This is a genomic window from Pseudomonas sp. VI4.1 (assembly GCF_002029345.1).
GTDB lineage: Bacteria > Pseudomonadota > Gammaproteobacteria > Pseudomonadales > Pseudomonadaceae > Aquipseudomonas.
This window is the reverse complement of record NZ_MULM01000162.1, coordinates 47,019-59,756: the sequence shown is the minus strand read 5'-3', so window position 1 is coordinate 59,756 and position 12,738 is coordinate 47,019. Positions and strand designations below refer to the sequence as shown.

Below are 12,738 nucleotides of genomic sequence, written 5' to 3'. Positions count from 1 at the left end.
CGGTCACTTCTGGCCAGGCAAGGACGCCCATTGCACCAACAGCGCCTCCAGCAACAGCGCCGGATTCAGGTTGGCTTTGTTCATCACTTTCTGCCGCTGGGCGAGAATCCAGTCCTGAATGGCGAGCACTTTGTCCTGCGCGGTTTTCTGCGCCAGGTATTGAATGACCTTGCGCATGTCCGTCAGGCCGAGGCCTTCTTCATCCTGGGTCAACTGATAGCGCAGGATCAGGCTCGACCAGTCGCAGAACCAGTCGAACAACAGCAACTGCGGTATGGTTTTCCATTCTTCGGCCAGCTGGGTCGGCGACTGCTGCTGCTTGAGCAGTTTTTTCACCCCGTCGACCACCAGCGCCCGCTGTTCGCGTACGCCCCGGGCCTGCAACTTGACCGCGGCCAATGGCGACCCGGCGGCGAGTGTCAGCAACTCGACGCGTTCCTCTGGCGAACAGTCCGGCAGGGCCTTCGCCAGCCACGCCTGGCTCATCGCCTCACTGGGCAGCGGACACGCCTGCTGCTGGCAGCGACTCTTGATGGTCGGCAACAATCGACTGGACTGGTGGCTGACCAGCAGCAACACGGTATCACCGGACGGCTCTTCAAGACTTTTGAGCAAGGCATTGGCGGCGTTGACGTTCATCGACTCGGCCGGCTCGATCAGCACCACCTTGCGCCCACCCATCTGCGCGGTCTGGACCACGAAGCTGACCAGTTCGCGAACCTGATCGACCTTGATCGCCTTGTCGGCTTCTTCCGGTTCCAGGATGTAGTTGTCGGGGTGGCTGCCGGCCTTGAGCAACAGGCAGGATTTGCATTCGCCGCAAGCGTCCTGCGCGGTCGGCCGCTGGCACAGCAAACTGGCCATCAAGCGCTCGGCCAGCGCGCGCTTGCCGATCCCGGCCGGGCCATGCAGCAGATAGGCGTGAGCATGCTGCTTGCGCCCGGCCAACTGCTGCCAAAGGCTGTCCTGCCACGGGTAGGCTTCAGCCACGGGCCAGCTCCAGCAGACGCGGGAGCAAGGTATCCAGCGCCCGCTGGACCTGCGTCAGCGGCTGGGCGGCATCGACCAGGACATACCGCGCCGGGTCCGCTTCGGCTCGCTTGAGAAAGGCACTGCGCACCGCATCGAAAAATGTCCGGCCTTCGAGTTCGAAGCGGTCCAGGCGACCGCGGGCACTGGCGCGGGCCAGGCCCACTTCAACCGGCAGGTCGAAAATCAGCGTTAGGTCCGGGCGCAAGTCGCCCTGGACAAAGGTTTCCAGGGCGGCGATGCGCTCCAGCGACAAGCCGCGGCCGCCCCCCTGATAGGCGTAGGTCGAATCGGTAAAGCGATCACACAGGACCACGGCGCCGCGGGCCAGCGCCGGGCGAATCACCTCGGCCAGATGCTGGGCTCGCGCGGCGAACACCAACAGCAATTCGGTGTCGGGGTTCATGACTTCGTCGACGGGCGCCAGCAGCACCTCGCGGATCCGTTCGGCCAACGGCGTACCACCCGGCTCGCGGGTCAGCACCACCTCGATACCGGCGGCGCGCAGGCGCTCGGCCAGGTAGTCGCGATTGGTGCTCTTGCCGGCGCCTTCCGGCCCTTCCAGAGTAATAAACAAGCCAGTCACAGGCAGTCCTTAGTCAAAGTCATTGCGGGCTGTGCGGCGCGCTCGCATCGGGCGCGGCAGCGGGTTCTTCAGCGGGTTGTTGCGCCGGCGCTGATGACGGCTCCTGTGGCGGTTCATCGACAGGCGCAGGTGATTCGGGTGATGTCACCTGAGCAGGCGCTTGCGGCGACACTGGCTCCAACGCCTCAGGGGCCATGTTGGGCGAAGCGGCCGGAATCGGCATCTGCTCGTCCAGCGCTTCCGGCGCGCTCGCAGGTGCCGGGCTGGAGCGGTAGTCGGCGCGGCGCTTGATCTGGAACTCGCGCACCGCGTTGTTATGGGCGTCCAGATCATCGGAGAACACGTGACTGCCGTCACCCCGGGCCACAAAATAGAGGCTATTGCCCGCCACCGGGTTGAGAGCCGCATGGATCGCTTCGCGGCCGACCATCGCGATCGGGGTCGGCGGCAGACCGGAAATCATATAGGTGTTGTAAGGGGTCGGTTCCCTGAGGTGGGCACGGGTCAATTTGCCGTTGTAACGATCACCGAGGCCGTAGATCACGGTCGGATCGGTCTGCAACAGCATGCCCATTTCCATGCGCCGCACAAACACGCCGGCGATCTGCCCGCGCTCCTGGGGCACGCCGGTTTCCTTTTCCACCAGCGAAGCCATGATCAGCGCCTGGTAGGGTTCGGTGTACGGCACGTCGGCCGAGCGCTGCCCCCATTCCTTGGCGAGGACTTCGTCGAGGCGGTCGTAAGCTTTCTTCAGCAGCTCGGCGTCGGTCATGCCACGCACGTAGCGGTAGGTGTCGGGGAAGAATCGGCCTTCCGGAAAAATCCCGTCGTGACCCAGTTTCTCCATGACCTGGCTATCGCTCAGACCCTCGAGGGTCTGTTCGAGTTTTTCTTCTTTGGCCAAGGCCGCGCGGACCTGGTGGAAATTCCAGCCTTCGACCAGGGTCAGGCTGTACTGAACGATTTCCCCGCGCTTCCACAGGTCGATCAGCCCTTCGACTGTCATGCCGGGCTGCATGCGGTATTCGCCCTTGTGCAAGGGTTGCCGGGCGAGATTGAAGCGCCAGTAAACGCGCAGCCAGAAAGCATCCTTGATCACGCCATCGGCTTCGAGCCGATAGAGGGTGCGGGTCGGCGTGGTGCCCTTGGGCACCTCCAGCAGTTCTTCCTGGGTGATATTCAGCGGTTGTTGCAGCGCCGAATGGATTTTCCAGGCAGAAGCACCCAGGCACAGCCCCGCCAGAACCAATCCGGTTTCCAGCAGCAGCAACAATTTACGTCTCACGAATCAAGCATCCAGTAGCAGGCGGGCAATGGTTTGGAGTTTACGGGTGAGCGGGCCAACCGGCCAGCTCAGTGCTGCGTAGGCGCGCACCGGCCAAATACCATACACACTGTTGCAGACAAAGACTTCATCGGCCCATTGCAGCTGATCGAGGGTGATGTCGGTGATTTGCGTGGGGATGCCCAATGACTCGGCTTGAAACAATAATTCCGCCCGCATCACGCCGGCCACGCCACAGCGCTTGAGATCAGCGGTGATCAATACCCCGTCGCGCACCAGGAACAGGTTGCTGAACACACCTTCGATCACGCGACCGCCTTGATCGAGCATCAGACCTTCCGCGTGCTCGGAGTCTTGCCATTCGGAGCGGGCAATGACTTGTTCCAGGCGATTGAGATGCTTGAGCCCGGCGAGCAGGGGCTGCCTGGACAGGCGTGTCGAGCAGGGGAACAGACGCACGCCCTGCTCCGCATTCGCCACGGGATACGCGGCGGGAGGACTGCCTTGCAGAATGCGCCGTGCCGGCGCCGAAGGATCCGGTGCATAACCGCGCAGGCCGTCGCCACGGGTGACGATCAGCTTGAGCACGCCTTCACCCAGCGCTTGGGCATAGCTCGATAACTCGGTGCGCAGCGCACTGTGGTCGAGGTTGATCGCCAGGCGCTGGCAACCCTTGACCAATCGCACCAGGTGCCGGTCCAGCAGCACCGGAGCGCCATGGTGCACGGCAATGGTCTCGAACAGACCATCGCCGTAAGCCAGGCCGCGATCCTTCAGCGACAGTGCGTCAGCCGGCTGACCGTCGACCCAGCTGTCCATCAGTCGGCAAACCGGCGGAACACCAGCGAGCCGTTGGTGCCGCCAAACCCGAAGGAGTTGGACAGCACCACATCGATCTCCATATTGCGTGCGGTGTGTGGCACGAAATCGAGATCGCAGCCTTCGTCCGGCTCATCGAGGTTGATGGTCGGCGGCGCTACCTGGCTGTTGATCGCCAGCACGCTGAAGATCGCTTCAACCGCGCCCGCCGCACCCAGCAGGTGACCGGTCATGGACTTGGTCGAACTGACCGCCAGCTTGTAGGCGTGATCACCGAACACCGACTTGATTGCACAGGCTTCGGCAAGGTCGCCCGCCGACGTCGAGGTGCCATGGGCGTTGATGTACTGGACCTGATCGCCATTGATCCTAGCATCGCGCAGCGCATTGGTGATGCAACGTGCAGCACCCGCGCCATCGGCCGGAGGCGAAGTCATGTGGTAGGCATCGCCACTGGTGCCAAAGCCGATCAGCTCGGCGTAGATCGTCGCGCCGCGGGCCTTGGCGTGCTCCAGCTCTTCGAGCACCAGCGCACCGGCGCCATCGGACAACACAAAGCCATCACGGCCCTTGTCCCATGGACGGCTGGCGCGGGTCGGCTCGTCGTTGCGGGTCGACAGTGCACGGGAGGCACCGAAGCCGCCCATGCCCAGACCGCAGGCCGCCATCTCGGCGCCGCCGGCAATCATCACGTCGGCTTCGTCGTACATGATGTTGCGTGCCGCCATGCCGATGCAGTGTGTACCGGTGGTACACGCCGTGGCGATGGCGTAGTTGGGCCCCTGTGCACCCAGGTGGATCGACAGGAACCCGGAAATCATATTGATGATCGAGCCAGGCACGAAAAACGGAGAAATCCGTCGCGGGCCGGATTCATGCAGGGTGCGGCTGGTTTCTTCGATATTGGTCAGACCGCCAATACCCGAGCCCATGGCCACGCCGATACGCTCGCGGTTGGCGTCGGTGACTTCCAGACCGGCGTTGCGAACAGCCTGAAAACCTGCGGCCAGACCGTACTGAATGAACAGGTCAAGCTTGCGAGCTTCCTTGACCGACAGGTATTCCTCGACATTGAAGCCCTTTACCGAGCCGCCAAAACGGGTGGAATAGGCAGAAAGGTCGGTGTGTTCGATCAGACCAATGCCACTGCGGCCAGCCAGAATGCCCTGCCAACTGCTCGGCACATCCGTGCCCAGTGGCGACAACATACCCATACCGGTGACTACGACGCGTCTACGCGACACAGCACTCTCCTTTTTTCAAATGACGACTTTGCCTCAGGCCTAAAGAAAAAACCGCACGCCGTGATGGCAGTGCGGTTTTTCCATGACAGCAAGCAACGATTACAAACTGTTACGCCTGGTGGCTGGTAACGTAGTCGATTGCAGCTTGTACAGTAGTGATCTTCTCGGCTTCTTCGTCAGGGATTTCGGTCTCGAATTCCTCTTCCAGAGCCATCACCAGCTCAACGGTGTCAAGGGAGTCAGCACCCAGGTCTTCAACGAAGGAAGCAGTGTTTACCACTTCTTCTTCTTTAACGCCCAGTTGCTCGGCAACGATTTTCTTGACGCGCTCTTCGATGGTGCTCATACCTTGTTTTCACTCCTAATGGACAAATTCAGGCAGCTGGCCAGTGGGTAAGTGTATAGAAAGACTTTTCAGTTTTTCAACTGAAAGCTTCACTCCTCAAACCCGGTGGCCCTCTGCCTATAAATAGATTGCAGCTTTATAACGGATTTTAGACAGCTCGTATGACATTTTTTTGAAGCTATCCGTCACATTTAACTCATGTACATCCCGCCGTTCACCGGGATTGTAGCCCCAGTCACGTAAGCCGCACCGTCGGATGCAAGAAAAGCGACCACAGACGCGATCTCTTGAGCTTGTCCCAGACGGCCCAGCGGAATCTGCGTCTGCAAGGCTTCACGCTGCGCCTCGGGCAGTTCGCGGGTCATATCGGTGTCGATGAACCCTGGGGCCACCGAGTTTACCGTAATCGAACGCGAGCCGACTTCACGTGCCAGTGCACGGCTGAAACCTTCCAGACCGGCCTTGGCCGCAGCGTAGTTTACTTGGCCTGCGTTGCCCATGGCACCCACAACCGAACCAATACTGATAATTCGTCCCCAACGGGCCTTGGTCATACCGCGCAAAACGCCCTTGGACAGGCGGAACAGACTGTTCAGGTTGGTATCGACGACGTCATGCCATTCGTCATCTTTCATCCGCATCATCAGATTATCGCGGGTGATACCGGCATTGTTGACCAGGATCGCCGGCGCACCGAACTGTTCCTGAATGCTTGCCAGGACTGCAGCGACGGATTCATCGCTGGTGACATTGAGTTCCAGGCCAGTACCCTGGATACCGTTTTCCTTCAGGGTAGCGGCAATGCGCTCGGCCCCCGACGCGGAGGTCGCGGTGCCGACAACGATGGCGCCCTGACGACCCAGCTCCAGGGCGATAGCCTGGCCGATACCGCGGCTCGCACCGGTGACCAGTGCAACTTTACCTTGCAGACTCATGCAAGCTTCTCCTGATTCAGGCCAACGCTGCACGGGCGGCAGCGAAAGCATCTGGGGTATTGAGGTTGGATGTCGACACGCCTTCGGCGCAGCGCTTGTTCAGGCCGGCCAGCACTTTGCCGGGGCCGCATTCGACCAGTTGGGTCGCGCCCCTGGCAGCCAGCGCCTGGACCGATTCGACCCAGCGTACGGGCTTGTAGAGCTGCTCAAGCAGATCGCGCTTGAGGGTATCCAGATCCGCCGGCACGTTGGCGCTGACGTTTTGTACCACTGGAATCTGTGGGACCTGCCAGTCGATCGCCGCGATCGATTCGGCGAAACGCTCGGCGGCCGGACGCATCAGCTCGCAGTGCGACGGCACGCTGACCGGCAATGGCATGGCGCGCTTGGCGCCACGGGCCTTGCAGCCTTCGATGGCGCGCTCGACCGCCGCCTTGGCACCGGCGATGACCACCTGGCCCGGGGAATTGAAGTTGACGGCGCTGACCACTTCGCCTTGCGCCGCTTCGGCACAGGCCGCCAGCACGTCGGCGTCTTCCAGGCCGAGGATCGCGGCCATGCCGCCCTGCCCCGCTGGAACGGCTTCCTGCATCAGTTGGCCGCGGCGCTCGACGAGCTTCACCGCATCGCCAAGGCTCAGGCTGCCTGCCGCCACCAGGGCGCTGTATTCGCCCAGGCTGTGGCCGGCGACATAAGCCGGCTGTGCGCCGCCTTCTGCCAGCCACAGACGCCACAAGGCGATCGAGGCGGTCAGAATGGCCGGCTGGGTTTTATCCGTTTGATTGAGTTGTTCTTCCGGCCCCTGCTGGGTCAGTGCCCACAGGTCGTAACCCAGAGCATCGGAAGCTTCTTTGAAAGTGTCGAGGACAAGCGGATGTTGCGCGCCCAACTCGGCCAGCATGCCGAGGGACTGCGAACCCTGTCCCGGAAAGACGAATGCGAGGGAAGCAGACATGTAACAAGCCCCTAATGATCTTGTCGCCGAAGAATTGACGTCCCACCCCGGGACGCAAGAAAACTGCCAATTGGATGGCCAATTGAACTGAGCGGTCACATTTAAGCATTGTCCGCCAAAAATGCCTAAAGCAACAAATCCTCCAGACGACCGTGGATCCGTTCCGGCAGGTTTTCCTGGATCTCGATCAACGCCCGGGCAATGGCACTCTGAAAGCCCTGAACCCCGGCCGAGCCGTGGCTTTTCACGACGATCCCCTGCAGCCCGAGGAAGCTTGCGCCATTATGCCGCGCAGGCGCCAGGTCGGCTTGCAGCCGCTTCATCAGCGGCAGCGCCATTGCGCCGATTATTTTTGATGCAAAGTTTTTTCTGAACAGGGCTTCGATGCGCCCGGCAATCATGGTCGCCAGGCCTTCGCTGGACTTGAGCAGGATATTGCCGACAAAACCGTCACACACCACCACATCCGCCTCGCCGCGGTACAGACCGTCACCTTCGACGAAACCGATGTAGTTGATCCCACGGGCCCTCTGCAACAAGGTCGCCGCCAGCTTGACCTGCTGATTGCCCTTGATGTCTTCGGTGCCGATGTTCAGCAGCGCCACCCGAGGACGAACGATACCCAGGGTTTCTGCCGCGACCGACCCCATCACCGCAAACTGCAACAGATGCTCGGCGCTGCAATCGACGTTGGCGCCGAGATCGAGCAATTGGCAGTAACCCTTCTGCGTCGGAATCGCCGCGACCATGGCCGGCCGGTCGATACCCGGCAGCGTCTTGAGGACAAATCGCGACAACGCCATCAGCGCGCCGGTGTTGCCGGCACTGACGCAGGCCTGGACCTTGCCGTCGCGCAACAGCTCCAGCGCCACGCGCATCGACGAATCGGGCTTGCCGCGCAAGGCCTGGGCCGGCTTTTCGTCCATGGTGATGACTTCGCTCGCGGGTGCAATCGACAGGCGCGCGCGATCCACAGCCGATTGGCTGGCGATCAATTCTTCAAGGAGTGAGGGTTGACCGACAAGGGTCAGGTGCAACGAGGGCGTGGCATTCAGACAAGCAAGGCTGGCCTGAACAATGCTGCGGGGACCGAAGTCCCCGCCCATTGCGTCAATCGCGATGACTTGAGCAGACAAGTGATTACTCGTCAGCGCCCTTGTCGATCACTTTACGGCCACGGTATACGCCTTCTGGCGATACGTGGTGACGCAGGTGAATTTCACCGGTGGTTTTTTCTACAGACAGAGTGCTTGCCGTCAGGGCGTCGTGCGAACGACGCATGTCACGGGCAGAGCGGGATTTTTTGTTCTGCTGAACAGCCATAATTGATTAACTCCTAAACGTTTGGGTCACGCTTTAACTGCGCCAATACACTGAACGGGTTGGACCGCGTTACCTCGTCCTCGCTCGGTTCGGGCTCATCGAGACCCGCCGGCTGCTGGCATTCTTCCGGATGATGAGCAGGCACAATGGGCAAGGCGAGCAGAAGCTCCTCCTCGATCAGTGACTGCAGATCCAATGGATCTTCGCCCAGTTCCAGCACGTCATGACCTTTCGGCAACGACTGGGTATTCGCACCCTCTTTCACCACAACATAACTGCATTCGCTGTGGATCGGCAGGGTGACCAGCTCAAGACAACGCTGGCAAACCATTTTGACTTCGGTGTCGATAAAGCTGTGGATGACCACAGACTTACGTTCATCTCGCTCAAAAACGAATTTAGCCTGCACCGTACCGACAGTGTCGGAAAGCGGGTCGCAGAGTCTCTCCAAATCGGCCAGCAGCAGTTCACCTTGAAGGGTGGTGCCACGGTCAGCCAATTTGCGCGGGTCAACGTGAGGTGGAATCGGGTCATTCAACATAGGCGCAGCATTATAGGGATGCCCCCGGGCATGTCAAAGGAAATTCAGCCCTGTCCGTCACTTGGTCACCTCGCTAGAATTCGCACCTCCCCTTTGGAGTTGCGCATGCTGCCTTTATTACTCGCTTCAAGCTCGGTTTATCGCCGAGAGTTGCTGGCCCGCCTGCAGCTGCCGTTTACCTGCAGTTCGCCGGATATCGACGAGAGCCATCGCCTGCAGGAGTCCGCCATCGAGCTGGTCAAGCGCCTCGCCGAGGCCAAGGCCCGCGCACTGGCCGATAGCCACCCCGCTCATCTGATCATCGGTTCCGACCAGGTCGCGGTATTGGGCGAGCGGATCATCGGCAAACCCCATACGTTCGACAAGGCCCGGGAACAGCTTTTAGCCGCAAGCGGTGCCAGCGTCACCTTCCTGACCGGCCTGGCATTGCTGAACAGCCAGACGGGCGCCTGCCAGGTCGATTGCGTGCCGTTCACCGTCCATATGCGCACACTCGACATCGCGCGCATCGAACGCTACCTGCATGCTGAGCAGCCCTACGACTGCGCTGGCAGCTTCAAGGCCGAAGGGCTGGGGGTGAGTCTGTTTCAAAGCACCGAAGGCCCTGACGCCACCAGCCTGATCGGCCTGCCGCTGATTCGCCTGATCGATATGCTGCTGGCCGAGGGTGTACAGATCCCCTGAAACACCCCCCTGCAGGAGCTGGCTTGCCAGCGAAAGCGTCCGTTCAGGCGATAAATGCATCGACTGACCCACCGCCTTCGCTGGCAAGCCAGCTCCTACAGTTAATCGGTGCAAGGCCCTCATGACGGGGCCCCAACCAGACAACAAAAAATCAGCGCAGCGTCGGCCCCTGAAACCCCATCCACATCGCCAGATGCTCAGCCACACTGGCACCGAGCTTCTTCGAGAAGCGATCGAACGGCGATTCCTGGACAGTGAAGTCCACCAGCTCCTTCTCGCCAATCACATCGCGCGCCACGGAACTGGCATTTCCCAGGCCATCGATCAGCCCCAGCGGCAGTGCCTGCTCGCCCGACCAGACCAGGCCGGAAAACAGCTCCGGATGCTCCTTGTCCTTGAGGCGCTCGCCACGCCCTTTCTTGACGCTGGCAATGAACTGCTGATGAGTGGTGTCGAGCACGCCCTGCCAGAACTGCGTTTCTTCAGGCTTCTGCGGCTGGAACGGATCGAGGAACGACTTGTGCTCGCCCGAGGTGTAGGTGCGCCGCTCGACGCCCAGCTTTTCCATGGTCCCGACAAAGCCGTAACCGGCCGCCGTCACACCGATGGAACCCACCAGGCTCGCCTTGTCGGCATAGATCTGATCGGCCGCGCTGGCGATGTAGTAGGCGCCGGAAGCGCCCAGGTCGGAGATCACCGCGTAAACTTTGGTATCCGGGTGCAGACCGCGCAAGCGGCGGATCTCGTCATAGACGTAACCCGACTGCACCGGACTGCCGCCCGGACTGTTGATGCGCAGGATGACGCCCTTGACCTTTTCATCCTCGAAGGCGGCACGCAGGCTGCCGACGATGTTGTCAGCGCTGGCGGGCTCCTTGTCGGCAATCACCCCGGTCACGTCGATCAGCGCAGTGTAGGTGCCACTGCGGGTCGCGGCTTTTTCCATGTCCATCAGCGGCGTGAACAGGACCAGCGCGCCAATCAGGTACACGAAGGTCAGCAGCTTGAAGAAGATCCCCCAGCGACGGGACCGGCGCTGTTCCTGCACGCTGGCCAGCAGGGTCTTTTCCAGCAGCTTCCAGCTTTTCTCGTCACCGCTCTCTGCGCTCGCCTTGACGGGAGCCTTCCATTCGTCGGTCATGCCATGTACCCCAGCAAAAACGGTTTAAGCCTGGCTCAGCCAGGCCTGCAATTCTGAAAAACGGTCAATCGCCAGGCGCGGTTCGAACAGTTTCAGCGCCTCGATCGATTGCGCGCCATAGCTGACGGCCACCGAGTCCATCCCGGCGTTGCGCGCCATCTGCAGGTCGAAGGACGAATCGCCGACCATCAACGCCTGCTCCGGACGGACCCCGCAATGCGCGACGATCTGCTCCAGCATCAGAGGATGGGGCTTGCTCGCCGTTTCATCGGCGGCCCGGGTGATGTCGAAATAATCTTCCCAGCCGTGCGACTTCAGCACCCGATCCAGCCCGCGCCGGGCCTTGCCGGTGGCAACCGCCAGGCGATACCCGTCGGCGCGAAACGCTGCCATCGACTCGACCACACCCTCGAACAATGGCGAGGGCACGGCTTCGGAGGCAATGTAGTGATCGGCATAGTGCTGACGGAAGGCGACCAGCTCATCGTCACCAATGTCTGGATACAGCGTACGAATCGCCTCCGGCAAGCCCAGGCCGATGATGCCCTTGACGGCAAAATCATCGCGCAACTCAAACCCGGATCGCTCGGATGCCACGTGCATTGCCTCGACAATCCGACCAATGGAATCGGCCAGTGTGCCATCCCAGTCGAAAATCAGCAGTTTGTAATCAGATGGGTGCACTCAAGCGCTCCACGGTCTTGGCCCACATCTCGTCGACGGGTGCCTGCAATTTCAGCTCGCCACCGTCAGGCAGCGGCACGGTCAGCATGTAGGCGTGCAGGAACAGGCGCTTGCCGCCCAGGTCACGAATCTCTTTGCTGAAGCCCTCGTCGCCGTACTTGGTATCGCCGGCGATGCAATGCCCGGCGTGCAAGGTGTGAACCCGAATCTGGTGGGTACGGCCGGTGATCGGCTTGGCTTCGACCAGGGTGGCAAAGTCGCCGAAGCGGCGCAGGACCTTGAACACGGTCACAGACTCCTTGCCCTCCTCCTCGTCGACCTCGACCATGCGCTCGCCGGAGCGCAGATTGCTCTTGCCCAGCGACGCCCGGACTTGCTTGATCGAGGCCGCCCAGTTACCGCGAACCAGCGCCATGTAGCGCTTGTCGACTCCATCGCCGCGCAAGGCCGCGTGCAAGTGGCGCAACATGCTGCGCTTCTTGGCGATCATCAACAGGCCGGAGGTGTCACGGTCGAGACGGTGAACCAGCTCGAGCTCCTTGCAATCGGGACGCAACTGACGGAAGGCTTCGATCACTCCGTAAGTCAAGCCGCTGCCACCGTGAACCGCAATGCCGCAAGGCTTGTTGATCACGATCAGCGCCTTGTCCTCGAAGACAATCGACGCTTCGAGCCGCTGCAGCAGGCCCTGGGCCAGAGGCACGGGTTCGTCGCGCTCAGGCACGCGAACGGGCGGCACGCGCACGATATCGCCCGCCTGCAGCTTGTATTCGGGCTTGATCCGACCCTTGTTCACCCGCACTTCGCCCTTGCGCAAAATGCGGTAAATCAAGGTCTTGGGCACGCCTTTGAGCCGAGCGAGAAGGAAATTGTCAATACGTTGGCCGGCATATTCCGGCGAGACCTCCAGCAGTTGTACCGCTGGGGTCGAAGGGGCAGTAGTCGTCATCCCGCGATGATAACAATTTTTTATGGAATTGAAGCACTTAATCATTGCTGCTATAGTCGCGAACGCCGCCAAAAGTGGCCTGGACAGCGGACCAACGGTCAAAAACCGGCCCTGACCATCGCAATTCACGAGGACGAGAGGCCGTCCTACGGGGCTTTCGCTACGTAACGGTAGAGTTTGCAGTTGTAACAAGCGCAGGTGACATGAGGCCTGAATC

The 12,738-nt window shown here is 61.0% G+C and carries 15 protein-coding genes; 1 reads left to right on the top strand and 14 read right to left on the bottom strand.

Annotated features, from left to right (window positions below; genetic code table 11):
- Positions 1–3 precede the first annotated feature (3 nt).
- From BZ163_RS18895 to BZ163_RS18845, 11 genes are all read right to left on the bottom strand, one after another.
- On the bottom strand, positions 4–990 hold the full coding sequence (locus BZ163_RS18895; protein ID WP_128872172.1) for a DNA polymerase III subunit delta': 987 nt from the start codon (positions 988–990) through the stop codon (positions 4–6).
- Entirely contained in the window at positions 983–1,615 is a 633-nt protein-coding gene (gene tmk, locus BZ163_RS18890) for a dTMP kinase (RefSeq protein WP_128872171.1), read from the bottom strand. Before tmk ends, BZ163_RS18895 begins: the two co-directional genes overlap by 8 nt.
- 19 nt (positions 1,616–1,634) lie before the next feature.
- Positions 1,635–2,900, bottom strand: a complete 1,266-nt coding sequence (gene mltG / locus BZ163_RS18885; RefSeq protein ID WP_128872170.1) for an endolytic transglycosylase MltG — start codon at positions 2,898–2,900, stop codon at positions 1,635–1,637.
- 3 nt (positions 2,901–2,903) lie between these two features.
- Entirely contained in the window at positions 2,904–3,719 is an 816-nt protein-coding gene (gene pabC / locus BZ163_RS18880; RefSeq protein ID WP_128872169.1) for an aminodeoxychorismate lyase, read from the bottom strand.
- Positions 3,719–4,963, bottom strand: coding sequence for a beta-ketoacyl-ACP synthase II (gene fabF, locus BZ163_RS18875; protein ID WP_128872168.1), 1,245 nt, complete (start codon positions 4,961–4,963; stop codon positions 3,719–3,721). The genes pabC and fabF overlap by 1 nt, the downstream gene beginning before the upstream one ends.
- A 109-nt stretch (positions 4,964–5,072) precedes the next feature.
- Entirely contained in the window at positions 5,073–5,309 is a 237-nt protein-coding gene (acpP, locus tag BZ163_RS18870; RefSeq protein WP_003175607.1) for an acyl carrier protein, read from the bottom strand.
- A 191-nt stretch (positions 5,310–5,500) separates the two neighbouring features.
- Positions 5,501–6,244, bottom strand: a complete 744-nt coding sequence (gene fabG, locus BZ163_RS18865) for a 3-oxoacyl-ACP reductase FabG (RefSeq protein ID WP_007942004.1) — start codon at positions 6,242–6,244, stop codon at positions 5,501–5,503.
- 16 nt (positions 6,245–6,260) lie between these two features.
- Positions 6,261–7,199, bottom strand: a complete 939-nt coding sequence (gene fabD / locus BZ163_RS18860; protein WP_128872167.1) for an ACP S-malonyltransferase — start codon at positions 7,197–7,199, stop codon at positions 6,261–6,263.
- Between the two features lie 125 nt (positions 7,200–7,324).
- Positions 7,325–8,335, bottom strand: a complete 1,011-nt coding sequence (plsX, locus tag BZ163_RS18855; protein WP_128872166.1) for a phosphate acyltransferase PlsX — start codon at positions 8,333–8,335, stop codon at positions 7,325–7,327.
- A 4-nt stretch (positions 8,336–8,339) separates the two neighbouring features.
- On the bottom strand, positions 8,340–8,522 hold the full coding sequence (rpmF, locus tag BZ163_RS18850; protein WP_008152339.1) for a 50S ribosomal protein L32: 183 nt from the start codon (positions 8,520–8,522) through the stop codon (positions 8,340–8,342).
- Between the two features lie 13 nt (positions 8,523–8,535).
- Positions 8,536–9,063, bottom strand: coding sequence for a YceD family protein (locus tag BZ163_RS18845; protein ID WP_128872165.1), 528 nt, complete (start codon positions 9,061–9,063; stop codon positions 8,536–8,538).
- Between the two features lie 105 nt (positions 9,064–9,168).
- On the opposite strand from BZ163_RS18845, the gene BZ163_RS18840 reads away from it, so the two are divergent.
- On the top strand, positions 9,169–9,747 hold the full coding sequence (locus BZ163_RS18840; protein WP_128872164.1) for a nucleoside triphosphate pyrophosphatase: 579 nt from the start codon (positions 9,169–9,171) through the stop codon (positions 9,745–9,747).
- A gap of 151 nt (positions 9,748–9,898) precedes the next feature.
- On the opposite strand, the gene sppA is transcribed toward BZ163_RS18840, so the two are convergent.
- From sppA to rluC, 3 genes are read right to left on the bottom strand one after another with little or no spacing between them, the layout of a single operon-like run.
- Positions 9,899–10,888: a signal peptide peptidase SppA gene (gene sppA / locus BZ163_RS18835; RefSeq protein WP_128872163.1), complete on the bottom strand. Its 990-nt coding sequence runs from the start codon at positions 10,886–10,888 to the stop codon at positions 9,899–9,901.
- 24 nt (positions 10,889–10,912) lie between these two features.
- Positions 10,913–11,572, bottom strand: coding sequence for an HAD-IA family hydrolase (locus BZ163_RS18830; protein WP_128872162.1), 660 nt, complete (start codon positions 11,570–11,572; stop codon positions 10,913–10,915).
- The gene (gene rluC / locus BZ163_RS18825; protein ID WP_128872161.1) at positions 11,559–12,521 is read right to left on the bottom strand and encodes a 23S rRNA pseudouridine(955/2504/2580) synthase RluC; all 963 of its coding nucleotides are present in this window, start codon (positions 12,519–12,521) and stop codon (positions 11,559–11,561) included. The genes BZ163_RS18830 and rluC overlap by 14 nt, the downstream gene beginning before the upstream one ends.
- Positions 12,522–12,738 lie beyond the last annotated feature (217 nt).

Bases quoted from the DNA above. Each gene is read 5' to 3' on its own strand.
- fabD (WP_128872167.1), bottom strand. From the start codon at position 7,199: ATGTCTGCTTCCCTCGCATTCGTCTTTCCGGGACAGGGTTCGCAGTCC.
- pabC (WP_128872169.1), bottom strand. From the start codon at position 3,719: ATGGACAGCTGGGTCGACGGTCAGCCGGCTGACGCACTGTCGCTGAAG.
- acpP (WP_003175607.1), bottom strand. From the start codon at position 5,309: ATGAGCACCATCGAAGAGCGCGTCAAGAAAATCGTTGCCGAGCAACTG.
- fabG (WP_007942004.1), bottom strand. From the start codon at position 6,244: ATGAGTCTGCAAGGTAAAGTTGCACTGGTCACCGGTGCGAGCCGCGGT.
- rpmF (WP_008152339.1), bottom strand. From the start codon at position 8,522: ATGGCTGTTCAGCAGAACAAAAAATCCCGCTCTGCCCGTGACATGCGT.
- sppA (WP_128872163.1), bottom strand. From the start codon at position 10,888: ATGACCGACGAATGGAAGGCTCCCGTCAAGGCGAGCGCAGAGAGCGGT.
- BZ163_RS18845 (WP_128872165.1), bottom strand. From the start codon at position 9,063: ATGTTGAATGACCCGATTCCACCTCACGTTGACCCGCGCAAATTGGCT.
- rluC (WP_128872161.1), bottom strand. From the start codon at position 12,521: ATGACGACTACTGCCCCTTCGACCCCAGCGGTACAACTGCTGGAGGTC.
- BZ163_RS18840 (WP_128872164.1), top strand. From the start codon at position 9,169: ATGCTGCCTTTATTACTCGCTTCAAGCTCGGTTTATCGCCGAGAGTTG.